Below are 21,685 nucleotides of genomic sequence, written 5' to 3' on the forward strand. Positions count from 1 at the left end.
TACCTCCCGTTACTGAGGGCCGGAGCGCGAGCGGAACGGCTGGCGGGGACGCTGCACGGCGCTGCGGGACGACGTGCGCGAAGGCTCCTCCCGGCTTCGTTCCGCTTTCTCCGCCTCGATCTGAGGCCGGTAATATTGCTCGTCGAGCTCCTTGCCCCAGGCCGTCAGGTCGGCATTCTCGGCGGCGGAGAATTCCTCGCGCATCAGACGCTTGGCGCAGGCATCGGTGATGCCGATCTCCTCGGCGAGCTGCTGCGCCTGATGCGCCTATGCCCGGTGGAAGGACATCTTCACGCCCTTCTCCATCATGTCGCCGATATCGCAGGCCCGCGCATAGGCGAGCGCGCGATGATCATCGGTGAGGGTCTCTTCGCGCTTTGCCAGGTCCTCGCGGTACTGGTTCATCGTCCGGCCCGTGCGCTCCTTGAAGATATCGCGCAGGATGGTCTCCGCCTTCATCGCATCGAACTTTTCCGAGCGGGCAAAAGCATAGGAATAATCGCCCAGCTTGTCCTTGAACGCGCCGGAGGACCTGATTTCCCGCTCGATAATGCCGGTGATCGCCAAGACGTCATCGAACTGGCGATCGGTCAGCAGGCGGCCCGAAAAGCTCTCGCGAGCTGCTGCCTCGCCCTGGGTCTTGCGGGTCGTGGTTTTGTTGGTCGTGTTTTCGTTGCTCATGGTTCTACGTGCTCCTTTCGTGTATAGAACAAAATGAGAACATATATAGGATGTAATTCCTATCAACGGCAAGAAAAAGCGCGGACATATTCTTTCGTTTTATTTTGCGTAATGCAGATCATCTTGACCTCCTGCGTTCCCGGCCGGAGCGACGATCCGCTGATTGCTTGAACTGCCGCCGGAGTTCGGTGCCCGCGTCCTGTCGTTCGCCGACGGCGGACAACAAGGCGTTCACACGCTCATCCCGCTCCTCGCCAAGACGCGCGAGCTGCTGGGCATGCTGCTGATGGACGAGGCGAACCGCCTGGCGGTCGATGGCGCCCTGATCGAACGTGTCCCTGCCGAACCAGCGCGGCGCGAAGGTCCGGTCCTTGGCCGCCCGCTGGTCGATGATCTCCTTGCGGGCGACCTCGAAACGGGTCTGGAATTCCAGCTCGAACTGGCGCTCTTCGAAACGCACCATCGCCGCGTGATCGTCCTTGATCTTGCGATAGGCCGTGCGCTCGTCGGCGTTCAGATGCCGCGCCGCCTCGTGTTCCAGAACGCTCTTGGCGAATAGCGTCCGGATGTCCTTGCCGAGGTCACCGGTCATGGCGACCTCCGGGATCTGGAATTTGCATTGCGTGCCCGGAATTTGAGACACTTTCTGCATGCAGATGTTCGAGACACGAGACGATGTGGAGGAATGGCTTGCCCCGATGAACTACGAGCAGTTCTGGCGGGAGATAAAGCCATGGTGCCTGGTGCTGCCCTACACCCGCGCGCAGTGCGATGCGGATATCGCCGCCGGCGAGGATCGCGCGGAGATTATGGATTTCCTCAAGGGACTGGCCGAATACGCACTGGCACGGCGCCACAATCTCAAGCGGCGTCCGGTGACGGTTCGCCCGGTGCTGCGCGTGGTGTCCTCGCGGGAGTGATGCCGCCCTCATCGTGCCGCTCCGCGCGCCGGGGCAAAGCGGATCCAGCCGCACTTGCCGTTGTCGGGGTACTCGGTGAGGGTGCCGCTGCGTCCGATATAGGTGCAGCGCGTGTAGTACCGCTGCGACCAGTCCTGGCGAGCATTCGTCCCAAGCGCACGCCACTCATACGACCAGATCACATGGGGGTCGCCGAGCCCGCCGGAGGCAAACAGGGCGAGCGGTGCGAGCACCCAGACGAAATAGCCGGCACGAAAGAAACGAACCTTCTTCATGGCGTGCTCCTTGCGTTTGTCGGCACCGTGATCTTGGGATCGGGGGCAAGGACGCCGCCCTCCAAGGGGTTCGGCGCCAGATCATGGCAATAGGGAGCGATCTCGTTTTGCCGGACCTTCCGGCAATGGATGAAGCCGATATCCTTGACGTGGATGATCTGTTCGTCCGGCGGCAGCCGCATCAGTTCGTCCGCCGTGAAGCGGCGGTCCTTGCCGCTGGAGAGGTTGCGCGAGATGCCGAACTCATTGGCCTGCAGGCCGATAGCGTGCGAGACGTTGCGCACTTCGCCGATGGCGCGCGACACACGTTCGGCCTCCTCGAACGAGGAAAAGCCGAACCACTGTTTGACGACCGCGTTCTCCTCGATGGTCGCGGTTTCCTTGTCGCCGTACTTGCGCTGAATCTCGGAACGCGACTGCGCGATCATGTGGCAGGTGCCACCATATCCACGCATGGTGGTCAGTTGTGAGATCAGCGCCTTGAGCGGGGCGTTTGTAAATTCATCCAGGATGAAGGACACGGGAACGGCGTTGCCGCCCAGGACGACCTCCATGAAGGATTGCAGCAACAGCGCATAGTCCGCGCCGAGGCGCTCCATGTGGCGCACGGGACCGACAAGAAAGATCACGTACTTGTCGCGGATCAGCTCCGCATGGGTGTGGGTGGCGTTCACGCCCGCACGGTGCAGGACGGAGCTCGCGGCATAGATGCGCAATGCCGTCAGCGCGGCCGCGCGGTGCTGGGAGAAGTGCTCCTCATTCTCCATCATTCCCAGCACATGCAGGGCGAGCGAACGCAGATATTCGTCGCTTTCCTCGGCCTCGACTTCCGCGACTTTCCGCAAAAGGCTCGGGTCGGACAGGATCGACCAGATGCCGCCGGGCGTCGCCAGCTTGGTATTGCGCACCAGCAGCGTGCAGCCGGCAAACTCGATCAGCGTGCGCGGTTCGTTGCGCCAGAACGCGTTGCGTTGATCTCGCGGCGGCTCTTCGATCAGGGCGTGATTGGCGTTCTCAGCCGAAAAAATCAGCTCGCCCTTGTCCTTGATGTAGGAGGACACCACCGCGCCCAGGCGATTGAGCGAGATCTTATAGGGATTGCTCGGGCCGAAGATGCGATCGAGGACACCGAAGTCGTCGACAATCGCGACCTTGCGCCCATAGTGGGCGCACATGGCGGCACATTGCGCGGCAATCTCCCCCTCCTTGGAGTCGGTGACAACAATGGCGCGGGAATGGTCCGCAATCATCGACTGAAGCCAGGGGACGGCTCCGCAAGTGGTCTTGCCGCCGCCAGCGGCGGCGAGCAGGAGCGAGTGCGCATGCTTGGGCGCATAGATGGGCTTGCCATCGAAGCCGATGCCGAGGATGCGGCGGACGATCTGGGCCATCAGCGCATCCCCGCTTTTTTGAAGCTATTGGGAGTTGTGCCCTGGTTGCACCCGATATTGGCGAGGGCAGATCCAATCAGCGCTCGTGGCTCAAGTCTCCAATACAGGTTGCGTTGACCGTTCGGAAATTCTTCGATCAAGGCTTGCGCGCCGTTGTCGGGCACAACGGCACGCAACCGAGCGACAGTCGTCGTGGGGACGGCTCCGCAGGTCGTTTTGCCGCCGCCGGCGGCGGCAAGCAGGAGCAAGTGCGCACGCTTGGGCGCATAGATGGGCTTGCCATCGAACCCGATGCCGAGGATGCGGTGGACGATCTGGGCCATCAGCGCATCCCCGCCTGGTCAAGCTGGTCCGGGGACGCCATTTTCGCGTCCTTCGGCGGAGGACCCAGCTTCAGATACTCGCGAAGCGCCCGTTCGCGGGCATAGACGCGCGCCATCAACTGGACCGCGTTGAGGACAAGGCCGAAGGCGCCGAGCCCCAGCAGGATCGAGGTCACGCCAAGTCCCCACCACTGGGGAGAGGTGGGCCATAGGCTCCAGGCCGCATAGCCAAACCCGCAAGCCATCAGGAGCTTGGCGTTGATCGCGACAGTTGCGCCGAAGGTCGAAGGAATGGGCACCATGGTCAGCGCCCTCCCGCCCGGCGGCCGGCCATCGCCCGCGCGATCCGCAGCCGCACCGCGTTCAGGTGCGCGTAGCGCCCCCAGATGACGTCGGCCAGTTCCGAGCCACGCAAGTCGCGCGAGAGCAGCTTGAGCTGCCCGGCCTGCAGGCCGCCCAGGAGCGCCGTTCCCGCAAGGGCCAGCGTTACCGCGATCTCGTGCGGATAGAGAAGGTCCGAGAACCCCAGCGCGAAGCCGCCGAAGCCCGTACCCACCATCAAACCTCCGGCGAGAAAAGGCCGCCGCACGGAAACCACGGTGATGTTGTCGAGGAGATAGGAATCGCGGTGCGTGCTGACCGCACCGTGCTCCTCGTCGATCTGCACGAAACCGATCATCATCGCTCTCATCCCTTCATCGCGCAGGCCGGCGTGTTCAGAGAGGAGACAAGCTCGCTCTCCAGCAGCCGGACGGAAGACGGGGTAATCAGGCGCGCCGAGCCCGCATGGATCGCGAACGGAACCCTGCGGGCCTCGAGCGTGGTGGTGACGGCGCACTCGCAGCGCGAGCCGGCCTTCGACGCGGCATGGTTCATCCGCTTTTGCTGTGCTTCGCGCGCCGTCCGGTCGGTGGCGTCGAGCATCCGGTTAATCGGGTTGTTGGTGAACATGTTGCCGTGGCGCGCACAGAACCGGGCGCCTTCTCCACCAAACATGAAGCCCAACATCTCGTTGCAACCGAGCTGGGGCATGGTACGAGCGGGCGGCTCCGCCGCCCCGACCTCGGCCCGCAGGTGACGGGCGCATTGTGCACCCCACTCGAGCTTTTCCATCATGCGCTCGCCGACAAGCGGGCCGGTGACGAACAGGCTCGTCGCCCCGTAGAGCAGCACCGCGAGCAACGCGCCGCCGGTGATCGGCAAACTTCCGTTTTCTCCGAACATTCTTGCCTCCTGTGATCCTGGAGTTGCGCGTTAGCGCCGGCCGCGCGGCCGATGCCCAAAGGTCGAGGGCAGCGAGCGCTGATGGCCACGTTCTTCGAGCCGCTGGTCGGAATGCGGCAGCGCCTGATTGCGGTCCGTCGTTTCTGCCGATCCCCAGAGCAACTGGCGCAGGGCCTCGTCCTCGGGGTGAGGCCGGCGCGGAACGGGTGGTGCCTGGCGATAGGACGCCCACCGCAGCGCAATGAGCGTGTAGATCCAGAGGCTGATCGGCAGCACCAGTTCCACGGCGGCAGTGATCAGGACGATGGGCAGGAAGTGACCCATATGGGCGAAGGTATCGGACACGCCCGTCTGCTTCGGGAACGCAGGTGCCGAGGAGCCCTGTTCGGGGAGCTTGCGGACGATGTCCGTGATCGCCTGCCCGTGCTGGCGCAAAATACCGCTGACCTTGCGGGCGGCATCCGGGCGCCCCTTGATCTCGGCGCCGCCCTTCAGCTCTTCGGCATAGGCGGCGAGCAAGGCGACGGGAATGGCCGTATCAAGATCGGCCAGCGCCTGACGGATATTGAGATCGATCCCCCGCAGTGCCTGGCGCTTGTCGTCCATCGGCAGATCGTCCGACGCGCTCTTCTGGTATTCGCCATGCAGCGCGGCAATCCGCTCGATCTGCTGCCGGCGCAGGGCCTCGCCGCGCTCGACCTGTTGCGCCAGCGCTTCCGCCTTGCCGAGTTTTTCGCTGAGAACCCGCGCAACCGGCCCGTTGCCCCCGCTCCCCCTCCCGGAAATGCAGGAGGCAGCGACTTCGCACTCGTACTTGTCTGCAAGGTCCGAGACGATCGTGTTCATGGCCGGCACGACACCGGCAGATCGCGCGGCCGCCGCCGAGCGGTCGCTCACGAACCCGCTCAACGCCTCGCCATGCGCTTCGATGCTGAGCTGCTCGACATCCTTGAACACCAGCCCGGCATAGGTCGCCGAGAACAGTCCAAGACCCACCGTCGCAATCGAGAGAACCGACACGACGCCGGCCAACCGATAGCCCTTGTCCGTGAGCGGAGCGCCCCGCTCCACCGCGAAGCGGTTGACCGCATAGGAGATGATGACACCGCTCGTCGCCAACAGTGCCGACTTCACGGTGACCATCACGCCGGACCCAGTGATCAGGTGTGGCAGAGCCAGGCTGACCATGCCGCCGGAAAGGATGCACGCCAGGAGCAGCATCATATTGGCGAAGGAAAATCCAGTTCCCGGCTCGCGGCGGATGCAATCGTTCGTCTGTTGTGCCTCGTTCATGGAGCTCCCCATTTCAAGCTACGATGTCCGGCTGCCGCTTGCTCGCTCGGGGTCAATTGCTAAGAGTATGAGCGTGCGGCAGTCCGCCTTCGGAGATGGCAGGAAGTTCAACGACAGTGGTACGGATGAGAGTCAGATCTCGTCCGTACACGAGGCAACCGGTGGCAAGGGAGTGACCGTTGGGGGAGTTTGGCGAAATTCCCGATCTCTACGGGAAGTTGAATCTACTGATCAAACACGGGCTTTTTCCCGACTGGAACGCGCTTGGCTCTTTTTTCGGCAACGTGCGCGGCAAGACCGTAATTGGGTGGGGATTCGAGAACGGGAGGCAGAGACGCAATCACGTCCCATTGAAACACCAGAAGAAATTTGAGGAGCTGTTCGAAAAGAGCTTACCCGACGTGTACGGTTCGGCGCAGCTTCACGCTTTGATCCTAGGACCGACCGAACGGCTCGATCTGGCGCTTAAAACTCGCAAATGGAAAAATCTGAATGACCTGATCGACGAGGAAGGCAACGAGCAAGCCACTCGGCTGATTGTCGCAGACGATGCAACGCTTGGAGCTATCCGCTTCAATCAGCAGCCTTCACCGAAACCGCATTTCAAAGTGCCACGTAGTCGCGATTTTCGCCTCGAATTTGCGACTGCCTTTCTCGGCGAAAACATCGCCGCTTTCTACCGCCTCGATAACGTCTGGTTCCCATGTCCCGCAACCATCGTCGGCGACGCTGGGACCATTCATGTCCCCGGCCTCCAGCCGAGCGGCCGGCCATCGTTCATGCGCGAAGATGAAGCGGTGAACAGCTATAGATTTGTTGTCATGCAGTGCAGGCAGGTCGTGCCGGAGTTTGTCGTTCGGGCAACGCGTCAGGATACCGCCCTTGATACGCTTGTGCTTCAGGACATAGTAAATTTCTATTGCTCGCAGAAAACCGTCGAGCGGCGGCTGTTTTTCGCCGATATCCAGATAGTGGACCACTCGGGGGACACACCGCGCGCTGCTGCCAAACATGTCTTCGAATGACCCGCTCCCGACTGTTTGAAACCTTTCTGAAGACGGCAGAGCGAGAGCTTCAGACCCATGCCGCCGGCTTGTCGAGTAATCCGGCATATGGCATCGATGCGCAAATTTGCGTTCGGGTAGATGAGACTGCAGAAGCGACTGCCTTTGTGCGATGGAATTTTGAAGACAGTTGCTACGACATTATCTTGACCCTGGGACTTTGCGTCTGGGCTTTTGAGGTCGCGGCAATCGTTGCTGCACATGTCGACAGAGACCCTGATGAAAGTTCCGCACTGAACCTCGATTTCAGTAATTATCAGTATCTTAGCCGAAAGCAAATTGAAGACCGCATCGAAGCGGCTGCGCAGCTTTTCCCAGACAATCAGAAAGCATATTGCGAGTACGTGTTTGGTGGGATGCTTCTCGCCGTATTTCAGCACGAGGTAGCGCATATTGTTTCTGGTCACATAAATTATCTCAAATCCATCTCGAATAACGTTGCGTCAATTGACGAGCTTCATATCCTGACGCTCAGCCAGCCACAGCGCGGTGACGTCCCGCCGCTATTTTTCGAATATGAGGCAGATCATGTCGGCTCCCAGCTTCTGGCAGAAGCTGCAACGAGTTCAGCCCCACCTTTGTCACGTTGGGCGAACGGCTCCAGACGAGACAACATGCTGTTCGGCCTCTTCGGGTTCACAGTCTTTACCCTTGCACTTGAAGAAGCAGCACGCCTGCGAGACGTGAAAGCTCCCGGCTATCCTTCACCGATGTTGCGGTTTTCGGTAGCCATTACAGGTGCAAAGAGAATTTGGGATGAGGAGAGAACAGGCGAGGAATTTTTGAACGCTATTATGATCCCACTCGGCCAAATTCTAACTCTCTTTGAAACGATCTATCCTGCAGTTGGGTTCCTGCGTGATTTCACCGATCCGGACTGGCAAAAGAGCCTTGAATCGGAAATCGATGCGATGCTGAATGAATGCTCACCCTACATCGAACGCGTCGGGCAGTTCAGCCTTTTCAGGTAAGGCGCTGAACGCGCTTGGCTCAAGCAGTCCCTGCAAGCTGCTTCGTCACGATGAACGCCATGCCGGAAACTTATGAAAACGAGCCAGCCTCGACGACTAACGCACGACGACCCGAATATGCGCCTTGCGTGACCCACTGGCGACATCCGTTACACGGGTGATCTCAGGTCTGCGAAACCCCTATTCCGTGTTACGCAAGATGTGCGTGGCATACACGCATCTTGGCAAGGGAGGCCCGCTGCGCGCCTCCCGTTGCATCCCTCCCGGCACACCAACGTTGGTGATTTGGGTAGCTTGCGAGGGCTTCACCAGAAGAACGAATACTATGAGAAATCAATGATGAAGCACTTCATGGTTTTGGTGCGCAGCTTTTCGTGGTTCACCCAAAATTCATATAGCCTTATTTTACTCAAAAGTCAGGCTTACGCTGCCAGAAATTCGCGCTAAAGTTGTTCAGATGTCCGCCCTCTTTGACTTTAATCTCGAACATATCCGGGATACCGAAGCCGTCTTTACCTTCACGAAAATAGTCGCGCACCGACCAATGGGCTAACTGGACAAGGTGCTCCCACTGGTGACGCAGATCAGTCTCACGGTCGTCCGCCAACTTCTTCGCGCTTGGCTTTCGTCTGGATTTATCGCGCCAATAATTGTCGATACGGGGTCGAGCATTGTATTTGAAGAGGATTGATCCGGATGTCCATTCATCTTCGGTCCGTCGACGCCAGCGATAACTGACACGAACATGCATGTTTTCGCTCAGATTGAATGGAGTGAATACTGGATCAAAGACATAAAATAGATGATTTTCGCGCTCTTCAACTTCCAGCCTCTGCTTCATCTGATCAACCGCGAAACTGAGATCGCTACCCGCCTTGCGCGCGGAGTACAGCTTGGCCTCTCTATTTTTGACTGACTTCGCAATTCGGTACGCTGCCAGGGCCTCTTCAAAGTATCGGAGCCTTCCAGATACGAACTCTCCGCAGTTGCGAAGCGGCAGGCGAGAGAGTTCTCCAAAGCGCTCAAAACGAATAGCGCTGTCAATCAATTCATCAAGCTCGCCGCTGTTGATCGCCGCGATGGCACGCTTTTCGCTGTCGGTAAGATTTAATAGTCCCATCCACCCCTCCGTTAATCAGAATATTTTCTGATGTAAATCAAAACTATATAAAAAATGGCAATATAACTAGAGGATGCACGCAAATTACATCGGCTATATGGCTTTGATTTATTTCATTTATTATCTGAATTGTTTTGATCTCGCCTGAGCGTCACAGAAGCGAAAGTCGCATTCGCCTGCGCGAGATCTCCGGTATTCCGTAAGCGGTCTCAGCGTCCCCAAAAAGGAGCACGCCATCCGGCTTGGAGAGCTTCCGCTTCGTTGCAGAACCAGCGCTCGCCTTTGGAGACGGTGATCTTGGTGCGGCTGTACCAAGGCGACCAGGGGGCGTGATAGATCCTGCCATTGCTGGAGATGTTGCCCTTGATCGGGCAGCCGTCCGGTGCCTGCTGTTCGGCCACGCTCCACTTCTGGGCCCGGTAGTCCCAGGGTGTTTGGCTCTCCGCCTCCCACACGCCAAGCCGCGCGGCTCGGGTCTGGTCTTCCAGGGCGGCATAGTCCATCACATAGCGACGGAACGCCCAGGCATAGCCCCGCCGCACCATCTCGGCATTGATGTCCGTACCATCGGCATTGCAGACCGCTAGGGTTCGGCCATAACCGTCTTCCTCGCGGGGCTCGCAGATGACCGATGCGCCAAGGACGAGATCTTCCATCACCTCGACCGCCGCCTTGCCGCAAGCCCAGTTGCTGCCGCGCGACGTCTTGCAGGACTGGCCGACCTCCGGCGCGTCGATCCCGTGAAGGCGATAGGTGATGCCGTTGAGCTCGATCGTATCACCATCGATCACGCGGATATCGGCGGCAAGCGCCTGAGGTGACACCGCCACGGCACACACTGCTGCAAACAATGCCTTCATATCGAATCCTGAAATGCGACTCTTGAAACTGGGATCCGAGTTTAGGAACGCGGCCTGCCGTCGTCAAAGCACAGACTTCTACGAGCGGTTGGCGGCAAGCCGCGCGGCTGCTGTAGTGGCTGGCGGTGTGTTGCCCAATGCGGCTTCCGGCAGGTGCGATTTCCCTTCGATTATCGCCATCTCAATGAGATAGACGAGGAAATCGAGGCCCTGCTGGTCGGCGACGAAACGGGCAATTCTCAAATGATCGGTGACGTACCGGATTCCGTCTTCCGGCCTGGATCTCTTCCCCATGGCATCCTCCTGTTGCGTCTGACAGCGGGCCATTTTCAAGAATGGCTTGTGATTGCGCTGCGTGTTCCGGCGGGCAATGGGGCAACTACGTAAAAAAATGTCTTATCGAGACTACCTAAAAGCGAAGAATGCGTAATATCAATCATCGACTTTCACGGGAGCATCGCTCTCGAACTCCAGAGAAGAGAGGAACGCAGACAAGTTTCCCAAGTCTTTGTCCGAAAGGTGGATGCCGGAGAGAGGTGAATTCGACCAAATCTTTATCACCTGATAAAAATCAGATCGTTTGCGCGAGTCTGATGGGACGGTACTTGACGGGCCCAGCGGATCAACGTGAATTTTGATTGCAGTTGTCAGATCGTAGATGGAGCCGGAGTGAGAGTATGGGGCTGTCTTGGTAACGTTGTAGAGTGGAGGCGTTCGGAACTTGAACAGGTCGGCAACGTCCAATGTCACGTTATAGCGCCCGTAGTCGACGCCAAATCCATTGCGCCCAAATCCCGCCTGCGGGAACGGGATCGAGTGAAAATCGAAGTCTGAGAAATATGGTCCATTGTGGCATGCCGAGCATCGGCCTTTGCCGTAGAATATGAGCCCGCCCTCTAGTTCATCGTCTGACAATTTTCCCCCGTCGAAAACGAACTTGTGGAACTTCGTTGTCTTTAGGCGAAAATTGTGCCGAATGAATGCCGCCAGTGCCTGAGAAATGTGAGTGAATTGAATTTTTTCACGGTCTATTGCGTGTGCCTTTGACAGAGATGCCCCTATTTCGGGGTCATTACGCAAGCGATCGGCTAGGAGTTCGTAGAGCTTTTGAGCCTCATCCACGTTCTCGTTCTGCAAATCTACGTTCTGCGCATTATCTAAGATCATCTCCCCGATTTCGACGGGAGGCAGGTGGACGGCAACGGACAATGGATCGCTGGACGGCGGTTGGTTCTGAAACTGACTCGCGACAGCGCCATCACGAAGCTCGACACGCCCATCCCAGAAAAAAACATCAAATCCCTTGCCGCCTCTTCCCCAGAAGGGAAGCGCATTGCGGGGAATGATGTCACCACCGTTCATCAGACGCTCGACGCCCTCTCCACGTCCCCGTGTTCCAACAGCATTCGGTAACCCGTCGGCAGATCCAAAGCGGTCCAGATGACAGGATGCGCAGGCGATTTCGTTTTCCAACGACAGCTTCTTGGTTTGAAAAACCAGCTTCCCTGCTGCGACAAGATCGGGAGAGACGTGAATGTGGGTCTGCGCAGCGCGCACGAAACCCGCGTCGAGTGCCGCTTGGCGCAGAACATTTTCCCGAAGCGTTTGGGCGTCCGCCGCGCTTATGTCAAAACCGGCGAAGCCTGCGAGCAACAGGCTAATAACGGATTTCGTGAACACGAACGACTTCCTGCAAGGTGTCTGCCTGCGCTTCGACCGCGAGCAACGCCATCTCGCTTATTTCGTTGTCCGTCAGGCCCCATCTGATCAATCGCTTTTGCATGAGATCGTAGTCCTGGCACGCAAGGAGCTCGATCTCAGCAGCCTTCAGCCCGTCGACCGCCTCCTGCGAGGGGGCGCTGGATACCGTCATTTTAGCGATCAGATGCCCTCTCATCGCCTGATCACACCTATAGGTGAGATCGGAATAGGCCTCCATCGACGCTTCCATGACCGCAAGTTTCCAAAGCGGCTTGGCAAGCAAAGAAGTCGCCATACCCGCAAGAAAAACCGCAAAAAACAGAACAAGACTACCTGGCCGTAATGCGAAGCGCATCGAGCACCTCCGGGGTAATGGTTCCCGTGACCTTCAGGCCGTAATCGGTCTGCATTTTTGACAGGGCAGCTTTGGACTCCGGTCCAATGATTCCATCGATCGCACCGGTGTAATAGCCGTAGGCAAGCAGCGCGAGCTGTACCTGGGTCACAATCTGCTGAAACTTCTGGCTATTTCCTGGAAGTGTTTTCAGCGCCGCAGCCGGCGGGCTGGGCAAAACGGACGTCGGAGGCGTGCTGGAGCGATTTCGCGACGTGTTTGGCACCATTGGAGCCTGAACAGGCGGTGACGTGAATGATCGGACGGGGGGCGTCACGCGCGGAAGCGTGTAGCCGCCGCCCGACGACGAGCGGTGACTGCCATGCGATCGGTGACTTGAATGGGATCGATGGGCTGCCAGCGTGTAGATGTGATTGAGCTGAAACTTCTCGAACAGCGACGGCCCAAGTTCATCACCTGGCGATGACCAATCCTCAGGCTTGGCGAGCGCCTCTGGCGATGCAAAGCCTGCCGCAAGAAGTGACGGGATCAGAAACACCGTTTTCTTCATTATCCCCCCAACCGCGAAAAACCGCTGCTTTTATCATACCACTCAAAAAAGCCACCGCACCGCTCTCGCAGTCGACAATCGGTACAGATCTCGAGATATCTCTGCTTCCAATCGGAAATAGTGACCGATGCAAACCGGCGGTAATCGTCCGGGACACTGCATAGAGGAAAGTTGAACAGACTAACGTCAATGCCGCGTGCGGCTGCGATATCAACAGCTCGTGCTATCGACCCAAAATCGACGCTATTGTCGTAGAATAGTGTCTCCCAGTTTTTTCGGGCGAAGCCTATCGGCTCCAACTGCATGAGAGCCCATGACGAACAGTATGGCAAGAATGTCGAGATGAAGCGCGCCAAATCCGGCAGCTTCTCGATGTTCATTTTCGTCACGACGGTGCGCAACTCGATCTGCAACCCGAACCGGGCCATGAGAGATAGAGATCTAAGAAGCTGGGAGAAAGCACCGTCTTTCCCGACTATTTCGTCATGTAGGGAAGCATCGGGAGCGTAGATCGGCACACCCCATAGAATGCTTCTGACTGCCATATCCCGCAAGCAGAAGCGGTCCTCGTCTTCGAAGTGCTGCGCATTTGTCAGGACGTGAAAACGTAGATCCGCCCGGTGATCCAGTGTGGTCTGCAGCAGGTCGAACAGCTCCTTTTTGTAAAGAAGCGGCTCTCCACCCGAGATCCCGATCGTAGCTCCGGCCGGCGAGAGGAGCGCCGCCTTCTTGAACTGAGGGAATAAATCATGGTGATGTTTTTTGGGCGGCTGTGAGCACATCAGGCAAAGCTGATCGCAGCGCTCGGTTACAAGAAAGGTATTGTGCGGAGACCGCGCTCTCACAAGCCTATGCGCTGTAGAGCGCCCGGGGAGCATGAGAATGACGTCACCATCAAGGTCCTCGCCGGCATTGTGTTCAATACGAAGCGAAAATCCTTGGACATCGTATTCCAGCCACCCCCAGTGCTCGTCGACCAGGACGGCATCATCGTCCGGTGAGAACGTCTCGTCCGTTTTCTGGGAGCGCAGGCGGACGACCATTGGCTGACTGATGGGCGGCGGTTCCGTACGAAGCCTGAGAGGGATCATGTGTGCCTCACAGCAAGACTGGGGTCAAAGTTTGGGACATCCAGCCAGGCTGCGAGCGAGCGACGTGTCGCCAAATCGTCCCGATAGATTAGTGAGAATATCTTCTTGAAAATGAACATATGGCGCTGACAGAAGTATGTTTCGTGACGCGGCAGATCGATGCGGTTGTAGCGCGAAATCTCGTCGACAATGTCCGTACCGCAGAATGGCTGGAAGGCGCAGTGAATACAGTCTTCGTTGAAATTGTTCAGTGAGTTCGCGTTCATCGAAGCGATTTTCTGCTTATCCAGCCCCTCCCTGACCGAGCCAATCGATAAGTCAATATGACCTATCCGCCGCAGCATGCGAGCTTCATCGGTTGGGTAGAAAGTGCCGTCGTAGTCTACGACGACATAGTCTTTCCCGAAGAAATTGGGATTCCGCAGGTCAACATGGCCGTGGTGACCGGCCTGCAATACCCGCCTGAGGCAGTGAGTTAGATAGAATTCTTCTAATATTTCTTCCGTATTGAAATTGTGAACAATGAGTTCTTCGATGAAGTCGTCGTAGTATTTTTCCCACCCATAGGAGTTGTTCTTGAAACGCTTGCGTGCAAATCCGTGATGGTTGACCGGCCGCAAATAGATGGATCGGATCCCGAGAGCAGCGAAATTGGAGATCAAAGCTCTGGGTGAAGGAGGAGACGCGGGATCGATGGTCGGTAAAACAGATACTTTCGCAGGCCCGAGCGTTTCCAGCGCATGGACCAAGTTCTCCTGAAACGTGAGTGTCGCGCTATCGGTAAAGGTCCGCTGCTGCTTATGCTTGGAAAAGTCGCCGTCGAATGAGGTGCTTACCAACGTGTCGGGCGCATTCAAAAAATCCCACGCCTCCTCGGAGACATCCTGCAAATTCGTGCAAACAATGAACTGTGCTTCTTGGAACCTGTCTCTGCAGAAACTCCGGACCTTGTTCAGTATGTCTAAACGCAAAAGAGGCTCGCCCCCCTGGAATTCAATCTTGATCTTGGGAGAAACAAGTGTGTCCAGAAAAGTGAGGGTGGCTGCGAGAGTCTCATCGTCCCAGTCAACGCCTCGCGCGTTTTCGTTCGCGCGGGAAACCTGGCAATAGTGGCAGGCCAAGTTGCAGCGTAGCGTGGGGACCATGATCACATAGTCCATGGCGCCAGGTTTGAATTGGCGCCGCGCCCACCGCGCAGCATAACCAAGATACCGGTAGTCGCCTTCCTGTTGGAAGGCATGGCCTCCATCCAGTAGGAACTGTTGATCGCTCTCTTGCAGAAAGCCTTCTGCGTAGCGTTTTAGAAATGCCTCCGTCGAGACGAAATACGCGCCTGAATCATCGCAAAATATAAAATCTTCTTCGTTGAGTTCGCTGAATTTCAGCGGCAGGATATTCATGTTTCAATCATCATTTGCAGAAATCTGCCGCGCAATTCGGCTGACTCGGAACGAATTTTCTCGCGATAGAGGGCATGGTTCAGCTTTCTTTCCACTTCACCTTTTGTAATCTCGGTTTTGACTAACGCCTTCACCCGGCATTGTTCGATCTCAAGGCTGAATGCGTCTTCCATATATGAGAGCCGCGCGGCAGCAGGCTCGAGATACTCCGCCAGCGACGGAGCGACATCGATGTAGAACACCGGGCGATAAGGGTGGTCAGACATTTCCATCAGCCAATTCCCCAAGAACTCAAAGCAAACGCGATCATGGTCAAGAATATCGCATTGTGCGTCATGGGAGCGTTAGCGGCCATAAGCCCTTTCGCTTACCCCGCGATATCGTCCGCCTCCTTCGGACCGGGCTCTATCGCTCGGGCGATGCCTCTCGCGACCGAACCCCTTGGCGGTGCGTTGCGGGTTTCGGCCCATGCGGGTGACGATCCCTGGGCGGGGAGTGGACGGCCGCGAGGCGGCCGGCATGTGAGTGGAGTTGGCTTGTTGCTCGGCAGGCGGCCTGTCGCCGCCTGAGTGATGTTCTTCTGCGCGCTGTTTGCGCGCGTGATCCCCTTGTTCCAGCTTGCACCGACGGCGGAGCTCTCCGCCAATAGCCGAAGTCCGGGCGGGCCCGCTCCTTCGCCGGGTGCGCTTCGCGGTGCTCAGCTTCCCGTCTCCCGTGTGGCCCGGACCGCATGACGCGCCGTTGCACGGTTCGTCTTTGGCCGCACCGCCTTTCGGTACGACCGTCCCTTGTGGCCGCCGCCCGCCTGTCGGCGGCGGCGATGTTTCTGTTTGGTTGGTCTGGGGACGCTCGGCGCTGGCCGGGGGTTCATGCGCGGCCCTTCGGGGTCGTGCCCTCAACCCCTAACCGACAGGAGACTACCTATGAAACTCATTCACCTTACCCTTGATCAATTGTCCCCCTCGCGGGTCAATGTCCGCAAGAAGGGCGGCAAGGAGATCGCCGATCTGCTTCCCTCCATCCGGCGGCTCGGCATCCTGCAACCGCTTCTGGTGCGCGCTAGCGCGGACGGCTACGAGGTCGTTGCCGGACAGCGGCGGCTGGCCGCCCTCACAGCGCTGGCCGCAGAGGGGATTGCCGATCCCGTGCCCGTCATCGTCATGCAGGACGGAGACGATGCCGCCGCGATCGAGGCCTCGCTCGCCGAGAACATCGCCCGTCTGCCGATGGACGAGATCGACCAGTACAAGGCCTTTGCCGCCCTGCGCGGCGAGGGGCTGGAGATCGGCGACATTGCCGCGCGCTTCGGCGTGAGCGAGCGGCTGGTCACCCAGCGGCTGGCGATTGCCGGTATCATCGAACCGGTGCTCAACGCCTATCGCCGCGACGAGATCAGCGCCGAGACGCTTCGCGTCCTCACCATGGCAACGCCGCGCCAGCAAAAGGACTGGTGGAAGCTGTTCAAGGACAAGGAGAGCTACGCGCCCCAAGGCAGGCAGTTGCGAAGCTGGCTGTTCGGCGGCGGAGAAATCCGGCTGGACCATGCCCTGTTCGATCTGGAGCAGTACACGGGGCCGATCATCTCCGACCTGTTCAGCGAGGCGCGCTACTTCGGCGATGTGCAGGCCTTCTGGTCCCTGCAACATGCGGCCATTGCCGCGCGGCGCGAAGCCTATCTTGCCGAGGGCTGGGAGGCGGTGGTCGTGCTCGACATCGGCCAGCACGTGCCGCGCTGGGACTACGTGAAGGTCCCCAAAGCGCGTGGCGGCAAGGTCTATGTCTCCATGACCGCAGACGGCGAGGTGAGCTTCCTTGAAGGCTACCTGCCCGAGCGCGAGGCGCGGCGCAGGCAGAAACAGGAGGCCGAGGGCGGCAAGCCCGATGGCGCACCGCTTCCCTCCACCGTGGCGCGGGGCGAGCTGACCAAGCCGATGCACAACTATATCGGCCTGCACAAGCATGCGGCGGTGCGCACCGAACTGCTGGCCCATCCGCGTATTGCCCTGCGGCTGACGGTTGCGCACATGATCGCAGGCTCCGGCCTGTGGAAGCTGGAGGCCGACCGCCAGAAGGCGGCAAGCCCCACCATTCAGGAGAGCCTTGCCGCCTCGCTTGCGGAACAGGGCTTTGCCGAGGAACGCCGCCGCATCCATCTGCTTCTGGGTCTGGACGACACGGACGCGGAGGCCGGTGCGGGGCATGATGGTGACCACGGCGACAGCGAAGCCGATGGTGACAGCGAAGCCGAGCCGGATGCAAACGCGGAGGCTGAAACCGACGAGGGCGAGGCCGCAACCGACCGTGACAGCCAGATCGTCCGGCGGGACGGGCCTGTGGTCTTCCATGGTCAGGGACACTGGCTCGAAGGCCGTTGTCTTGCCCGCATCTTCGAAAGCCTGATGCATATGGAAGACAGCACGGTCATGCGCATTCTCACCTTTGCCATGGCCGAGACGCTGGAGGCGCAGACCGGCACGGTGGACGCGCTGGGGCTTTTGCTCGGCACCGACATGCGCAACTGGTGGACACCGGACGAGGTGTTCTTCGATCTCCTGCGCGACAAGCAGGCGATCAACGCCATGGTGCGGGAAGTGGCCGGAGACGTGACCGCTGGAGCGCATGCGCTCTCCACCGCGAAAATCCAGAAGAAGATCGTGGCCGACTGCCTCAACGGGACCCGCACCGGCGAGGTCAAGGCAGGGGAGTGGGCCCCGCCCTACATGGCCTTCCCGCCGAGGGGCTACACCACCCGCTTCGAAGGGCCCATCACGCCGGACTGGACACCGAAGTCATCGGGTCGTGAGGCTGGTGCCGAGGACGACCACGCCGCCGAAGTCGAAGGCCCCGATCTCGATGATTGCGGCGATGTCGGCAAAGCGGCATAGCGCGAAAATTTTCGCTCCGCCGGACGGAGGTCCGGCGGAGCGATCTGCAACAAAAATGCTATGATTTTTTCGAATTTCGACCGTCTGCATTGGGGTGAGAAGGCGACTGGCAGGTTTCGGGCGGCTAGACCAAGAAAACTGCCCTTCGCATGGTCAGCGGGCTTTGGCAGCAACGCGCGCTCAAATTGGTCGTTCGACCGGCACTTGCAAGTTCTCGAAAACGGACATGCTGAGTCCTGCAACGTTCCTAATCCTGCATCATACCGCAAGGGGACAGAAGCCATTCATGACATTTCAAGCGACCATCGGATTATGATCATGGGCCGGCTGAAGGCGGCATTGCGATAGACTAGGACACAAACTCATAAATGGGTAACGGTTCGCGGCGAAGAATGATTCAAGCTCCGAAAGGAGTTTCGGCATGTCTCAACGTTGCTACGAACTCACCGATTTCGAATGGTCGATCATGGAACCGCTGCTTTCCAATAATCCCCGCGGTGTGCCGCGGGTCGATGACCGTAAAGTGCTGAACGGCATTTACTGGCGATTGCGCACGGGCTCGCCCTGGGCAAATATCCCAGAACGTTATGGTCCTGCGACCACGTGCTACAATCGCTTCGTACGCTGGCGAAAGCTGGGCGTATGGGACCGCATCTTTAAGGCGGTCTCGGCCGCCTATGACGGCGACCTGCAATCCGTCGATTCCTCTTCCATCAAGGTCCATCAGCACGCCAGCAACATGCGGCGGCCCAAAAAGGGGGCGCCGAGACCGCCGGTCTGGCATGATCCGGCACCGTCTGCATGGGGCGTTCGCGAGGAGGATTGACCACCAAGATCCATGCTCTCGTTGATGCCTCCGGCCTGCCGGTGAAGCTGAAGCTCACCGCTGGACAGGCCCATGATGGCCGCAGTGCCGCTGACATGCTGGACGGGATCGGTCCGGGTCAGGTGCTATTGGCCGACGCCGCCTATGACAGCGACGCATTGCGGCGGCAGATGAAGGCCCAGGGCGGCTGGCTCTGCGCCAAGCCGGTCTCCTATCTACGCCGCAAGCCTCCCTTCAGCCGCTGGCTGTATCGCTTCCGTAACGTCGTCGAGCGGTTCTTCAGCCGCATCAGACACTGCCGTGCCATCGCCACGTGCTACGAAAAGCACGACGAGAACTATCTCGCCCTGATCAAACTCGCTGCAATCCGCTTATGGATCGGGAATAATGAGTCCGTGTCCTAAGCGCCTTCGTGCAGCCAGCCGGCCACACTCAGACGATGTGGTGCCGACCGTGCGACTATCCCAACCGAGTGATCGATTGGAACTCTAAAGAGGAGAGCGCTGTTAAATTCGGGGGTGTAGGTCTGGCCGGGCTCGCCGGGATGAGGCCAGAAGGTCGTCAGCCCACCCCAATCGGATCGCCAATGTTGGGTAAAATTCAGCACGAACGCAACCGCGCGACGGCGACCATTTAGCGGGGCCACTGCGTCTGTATGACGGTTCAAGAAATGGCCCGGTCCGTAACTCGCTAGATGAGCATCGGCGTTGGAGACGTCGAGTTCAAAGATTCGACTCACCGCGTCCTCGAACGCGTGGCTAGTTAGGAAACTTACCAGACTGTCCAGGCAACCCACGTCGCGCCCTTCCTGATGGAAGCGCATCAAGTGGTAGCTGCCATACAAATAGCGGAAGCGGTTGGGATCGCCTGCATCGGCTCGCATCAGAAAAGCGCTTCGAGCTTCGGAATTCGAAGCGAATTCAGCAGCCGAAATTGAAATTGGTACCCGGGCTTCATCGACCGCGCTGACCGACCACTCCAGATGGTCGCTGAGCAACTGGCTGAGCGTGTCAGCGGACGAAGGTTCGAGAAACGATTTTACCGACAATACCTGACGCTCGCGCTGTGCCTCGCGCAGGCAATCAATGTTTAAATCTTGCCGCAGTTCAATTGTCATTCACACGCGTCCTTCAGATTGATTCTTTGCCTCCGGATGAGCTATACAAATATCAAATATTTTGGTCTGATGCGAGAACCGACAATATAATTAGAAATTAGGGAAAAAAATGGTAACATCTCGAACGGCAGTTTATTCAGATATGCTCACTCTACAAACCAAGCTCCAATTTCCATTCGAGCGTCATTTCTTCTCGTTGCCGGGGTGGGCCGAGGCTCGAACAGTCCTCGATTTCGGGTGCGGTAATATTGCTTATGCCACTCTTCTCGACGATCTTTTTCCAGGAAAGCAATTCTTTTGCGTGGAGGCTGACTCAGAGATGCGTGAAGTGGCCGTGCGTCGATCCCGTCCAAATCTGCACGTCGTCGGGCAACTTGACGAAATACCGTCTGACGTCCGTTTTGACTTCAATCTATTGCGGCTCGTGTTGCTTCATGTCGCCGAGCGAGAAGCCGTTTATAAGTTCGTTTCCGCGCGGAGCGAAATAGGAGCGAAGCTTTTGATCTTCGATGCTGAAGATGATCTTCTAGCATTTGATCCGCAGCCGCGCGAGTTTGTAAGCGCGCTACGCGCGCTTCGTGCCCAGAGCAAGAACAGGGCGCTCCGCCCCCTGCTCCCCAATGAGCTAGATGCATATGGTTTCACCCTCCAGTATGAAGACTCCATCGTTGTAAACAATAGCTTTCCGCATGCCGGCGAGGATCTCTTCAAATATATGTATCGCACTGCAGAACTTGGCGTGGGCAGCCCCCTTCCTGAGGTGATCCATCGCGAGTTGATAGAATGGTGGATGGGAAGTCCGTACGTGCAGTACGGCTTTTTTGGGCAGTTGTACGAACGGAGCTAGTTTAATTTATGAAAACCATAGCTATCGAAGGCTGCGACATCGCGGTCCGGACATTCGGCTCGGGTCTACCGCTGGTGGTCATTGCAGGAGGGCCCGGCCTCTCAAGCGAATATCTCGCACCACTCGAAGCACTACAAGATCGCCACAAGGTTGTGCTGTTCGATCAGCCCGGCTGCGGCGCGTCTGTTTCCTCTCTCCCGCCGACAGCCCGTCAAGCCATTGACGCGACTGCTGCGGTTATTAGGAGCCTTCAAACCGACCGCTTTGCACTTGCTGCTCACTCTTGGGGAGCCTATCTCGCCGCAGCTGCATGCCTTGAGCTTTCCGCATCGCCAACTTCGACCGTTCTATTCAATCCGGTTCCGCTTGATCGACATGGCTTTGACACTGTTGGCGCCCGGCTAGTCCAGCGGGTGGAACCAGAAATACTGAAACGGATCGGGGAGCTCTCCCAGGAGGGAACTGCCGAAGCCGGCCGGGAGCTCATGCGCTTAGCGATGCCAGCATATTGTGGACGAACACGCCGGCTCCCTGACGTATACTTGAACTACAACATCGCTACCGCTGACTCGGTTAATGCCTCGCTAAACGGATATGACTTTCGATCAGCCGTGCCGAAGATGGGCAATCTAACTTTGGTTTTCGGCTCAACGGACTACATCGGTCAGTCGGATTTTGCAGACGTGGCCCCGTCTGCCAAGCGGGTAACGCTCGACGGAGGGCACTTCTCCATGCTTGATTCTCCAGAGGAATTGCTGAATGTCCTCAGGGAGAGCATCGGCACCTAATAG

27 protein-coding genes are annotated in these 21,685 nt (G+C 58.3%); 7 read left to right on the plus strand and 20 right to left on the minus strand.

Features of this window, described 5'->3' with window-relative positions; genetic code table 11:
- Positions 1-9 precede the first annotated feature (9 nt).
- The 3 genes from ACQY46_RS05840 to ACQY46_RS05850 form a co-directional block, all read right to left on the minus strand.
- Positions 10-204 (minus strand): hypothetical protein, encoded by a 195-nt coding sequence (locus ACQY46_RS05840; protein WP_428699333.1) that lies wholly within the window; start codon positions 202-204, stop codon positions 10-12.
- A gap of 63 nt (positions 205-267) precedes the next feature.
- Entirely contained in the window at positions 268-681 is a 414-nt protein-coding gene (locus ACQY46_RS05845; RefSeq protein ID WP_428699334.1) for a hypothetical protein, read from the minus strand.
- Between the two features lie 118 nt (positions 682-799).
- Positions 800-1,273 (minus strand): hypothetical protein, encoded by a 474-nt coding sequence (locus tag ACQY46_RS05850; RefSeq protein WP_428699335.1) that lies wholly within the window; start codon positions 1,271-1,273, stop codon positions 800-802.
- 58 nt (positions 1,274-1,331) lie between these two features.
- Between ACQY46_RS05850 and ACQY46_RS05855 the strand changes: the two genes are divergently transcribed.
- Entirely contained in the window at positions 1,332-1,601 is a 270-nt protein-coding gene (locus ACQY46_RS05855; RefSeq protein ID WP_428699336.1) for a hypothetical protein, read from the plus strand.
- Between the two features lie 8 nt (positions 1,602-1,609).
- Here the strand turns inward: ACQY46_RS05855 and ACQY46_RS05860 are convergent, their stop codons facing one another.
- The 7 genes from ACQY46_RS05860 to ACQY46_RS05890 are packed head-to-tail and all read right to left on the minus strand — an operon-like array spanning position 1,610 to position 6,107.
- Positions 1,610-1,876 (minus strand): hypothetical protein, encoded by a 267-nt coding sequence (locus ACQY46_RS05860; protein ID WP_428699337.1) that lies wholly within the window; start codon positions 1,874-1,876, stop codon positions 1,610-1,612.
- Positions 1,873-3,267 carry a type IV secretory system conjugative DNA transfer family protein gene (locus ACQY46_RS05865; protein ID WP_428699338.1) on the minus strand — a complete coding sequence of 465 codons (1,395 nt, stop codon included), beginning with the start codon at positions 3,265-3,267 and terminating at the stop codon, positions 1,873-1,875. The genes ACQY46_RS05860 and ACQY46_RS05865 overlap by 4 nt, the downstream gene beginning before the upstream one ends.
- Complete coding sequence (locus tag ACQY46_RS05870) at positions 3,267-3,590, minus strand: hypothetical protein (RefSeq protein WP_428699339.1); 324 nt, start codon at positions 3,588-3,590, stop codon at positions 3,267-3,269. Before ACQY46_RS05870 ends, ACQY46_RS05865 begins: the two co-directional genes overlap by 1 nt.
- Positions 3,590-3,892 carry a hypothetical protein gene (locus ACQY46_RS05875; RefSeq protein WP_428699340.1) on the minus strand — a complete coding sequence of 101 codons (303 nt, stop codon included), beginning with the start codon at positions 3,890-3,892 and terminating at the stop codon, positions 3,590-3,592. Before ACQY46_RS05875 ends, ACQY46_RS05870 begins: the two co-directional genes overlap by 1 nt.
- Positions 3,893-3,894: 2 nt before the next feature.
- Positions 3,895-4,272: a hypothetical protein gene (locus tag ACQY46_RS05880; protein WP_428699341.1), complete on the minus strand. Its 378-nt coding sequence runs from the start codon at positions 4,270-4,272 to the stop codon at positions 3,895-3,897.
- Positions 4,273-4,277: 5 nt separating this feature from the next.
- A complete protein-coding gene (locus ACQY46_RS05885; RefSeq protein ID WP_428699342.1) occupies positions 4,278-4,814 on the minus strand; it encodes a hypothetical protein in 537 nt (178 codons plus the stop codon).
- Positions 4,815-4,844: 30 nt separating this feature from the next.
- On the minus strand, positions 4,845-6,107 hold the full coding sequence (locus ACQY46_RS05890) for a hypothetical protein (RefSeq protein ID WP_428699343.1): 1,263 nt from the start codon (positions 6,105-6,107) through the stop codon (positions 4,845-4,847).
- Positions 6,108-6,286: 179 nt separating this feature from the next.
- Here ACQY46_RS05890 and ACQY46_RS05895 point away from each other — a divergent pair, with 179 nt between their 5' ends.
- Both ACQY46_RS05895 and ACQY46_RS05900 read left to right on the plus strand, forming a co-directional pair.
- On the plus strand, positions 6,287-7,132 hold the full coding sequence (locus ACQY46_RS05895) for a hypothetical protein (RefSeq protein WP_428699344.1): 846 nt from the start codon (positions 6,287-6,289) through the stop codon (positions 7,130-7,132).
- A complete protein-coding gene (locus ACQY46_RS05900; RefSeq protein WP_428699345.1) occupies positions 7,129-8,142 on the plus strand; it encodes a hypothetical protein in 1,014 nt (337 codons plus the stop codon). The genes ACQY46_RS05895 and ACQY46_RS05900 overlap by 4 nt, the downstream gene beginning before the upstream one ends.
- A 409-nt stretch (positions 8,143-8,551) precedes the next feature.
- Here the strand turns inward: ACQY46_RS05900 and ACQY46_RS05905 are convergent, their stop codons facing one another.
- The 9 genes from ACQY46_RS05905 to ACQY46_RS05945 form a co-directional block, all read right to left on the minus strand.
- The gene (locus tag ACQY46_RS05905; RefSeq protein WP_428699346.1) at positions 8,552-9,262 is read right to left on the minus strand and encodes a hypothetical protein; all 711 of its coding nucleotides are present in this window, start codon (positions 9,260-9,262) and stop codon (positions 8,552-8,554) included.
- 209 nt (positions 9,263-9,471) lie between these two features.
- A complete protein-coding gene (locus ACQY46_RS05910; RefSeq protein WP_428699347.1) occupies positions 9,472-10,122 on the minus strand; it encodes a thermonuclease family protein in 651 nt (216 codons plus the stop codon).
- 78 nt (positions 10,123-10,200) lie between these two features.
- Entirely contained in the window at positions 10,201-10,416 is a 216-nt protein-coding gene (locus ACQY46_RS05915; protein ID WP_428699348.1) for a hypothetical protein, read from the minus strand.
- Between the two features lie 138 nt (positions 10,417-10,554).
- Entirely contained in the window at positions 10,555-11,802 is a 1,248-nt protein-coding gene (locus ACQY46_RS05920; RefSeq protein WP_428699349.1) for a His-Xaa-Ser system-associated MauG-like protein, read from the minus strand.
- On the minus strand, positions 11,780-12,178 hold the full coding sequence (locus ACQY46_RS05925) for a TIGR03982 family His-Xaa-Ser system protein (RefSeq protein ID WP_428699350.1): 399 nt from the start codon (positions 12,176-12,178) through the stop codon (positions 11,780-11,782). Before ACQY46_RS05925 ends, ACQY46_RS05920 begins: the two co-directional genes overlap by 23 nt.
- A complete protein-coding gene (gene hxsA / locus ACQY46_RS05930; protein WP_428699351.1) occupies positions 12,153-12,728 on the minus strand; it encodes a His-Xaa-Ser repeat protein HxsA in 576 nt (191 codons plus the stop codon). The genes ACQY46_RS05925 and hxsA overlap by 26 nt, the downstream gene beginning before the upstream one ends.
- Positions 12,728-13,819 (minus strand): His-Xaa-Ser system radical SAM maturase HxsC, encoded by a 1,092-nt coding sequence (gene hxsC / locus ACQY46_RS05935; RefSeq protein WP_428699352.1) that lies wholly within the window; start codon positions 13,817-13,819, stop codon positions 12,728-12,730. The genes hxsA and hxsC overlap by 1 nt, the downstream gene beginning before the upstream one ends.
- On the minus strand, positions 13,816-15,219 hold the full coding sequence (hxsB, locus tag ACQY46_RS05940; RefSeq protein ID WP_428699353.1) for a His-Xaa-Ser system radical SAM maturase HxsB: 1,404 nt from the start codon (positions 15,217-15,219) through the stop codon (positions 13,816-13,818). The genes hxsC and hxsB overlap by 4 nt, the downstream gene beginning before the upstream one ends.
- Positions 15,216-15,491: a hypothetical protein gene (locus tag ACQY46_RS05945; RefSeq protein WP_428699354.1), complete on the minus strand. Its 276-nt coding sequence runs from the start codon at positions 15,489-15,491 to the stop codon at positions 15,216-15,218. The genes hxsB and ACQY46_RS05945 overlap by 4 nt, the downstream gene beginning before the upstream one ends.
- A 651-nt stretch (positions 15,492-16,142) precedes the next feature.
- Here ACQY46_RS05945 and ACQY46_RS05950 point away from each other — a divergent pair.
- Together ACQY46_RS05950 and ACQY46_RS05955 are read left to right on the plus strand one after the other, a co-directional pair.
- Positions 16,143-18,104 (plus strand): ParB/RepB/Spo0J family partition protein, encoded by a 1,962-nt coding sequence (locus ACQY46_RS05950; RefSeq protein ID WP_428699355.1) that lies wholly within the window; start codon positions 16,143-16,145, stop codon positions 18,102-18,104.
- Between the two features lie 421 nt (positions 18,105-18,525).
- A protein-coding gene (locus tag ACQY46_RS05955; RefSeq protein ID WP_428699356.1) for an IS5 family transposase occupies positions 18,526-19,334 on the plus strand; the annotation gives its coding sequence in 2 pieces (ribosomal slippage) (positions 18,526-18,900 and positions 18,903-19,334; 807 coding nt in all).
- On the opposite strand, the gene ACQY46_RS05960 is transcribed toward ACQY46_RS05955, so the two are convergent.
- A complete protein-coding gene (locus tag ACQY46_RS05960; protein ID WP_428699357.1) occupies positions 19,331-20,047 on the minus strand; it encodes a 2OG-Fe(II) oxygenase in 717 nt (238 codons plus the stop codon). The genes ACQY46_RS05955 and ACQY46_RS05960 overlap by 4 nt on opposite strands.
- A gap of 109 nt (positions 20,048-20,156) precedes the next feature.
- Between ACQY46_RS05960 and ACQY46_RS05965 the strand changes: the two genes are divergently transcribed.
- The gene (locus ACQY46_RS05965; protein ID WP_428699358.1) at positions 20,157-20,894 is read left to right on the plus strand and encodes a class I SAM-dependent methyltransferase; all 738 of its coding nucleotides are present in this window, start codon (positions 20,157-20,159) and stop codon (positions 20,892-20,894) included.
- An 8-nt stretch (positions 20,895-20,902) separates the two neighbouring features.
- The gene (locus tag ACQY46_RS05970) at positions 20,903-21,682 is read left to right on the plus strand and encodes an alpha/beta fold hydrolase (protein ID WP_428699359.1); all 780 of its coding nucleotides are present in this window, start codon (positions 20,903-20,905) and stop codon (positions 21,680-21,682) included.
- The last annotated feature ends 3 nt before the right edge of the window (positions 21,683-21,685 follow it).

It is taken from the genome of Stappia sp. (assembly GCF_965276915.1).
Classification (GTDB): Bacteria; Pseudomonadota; Alphaproteobacteria; order Rhizobiales; family Stappiaceae; genus Stappia.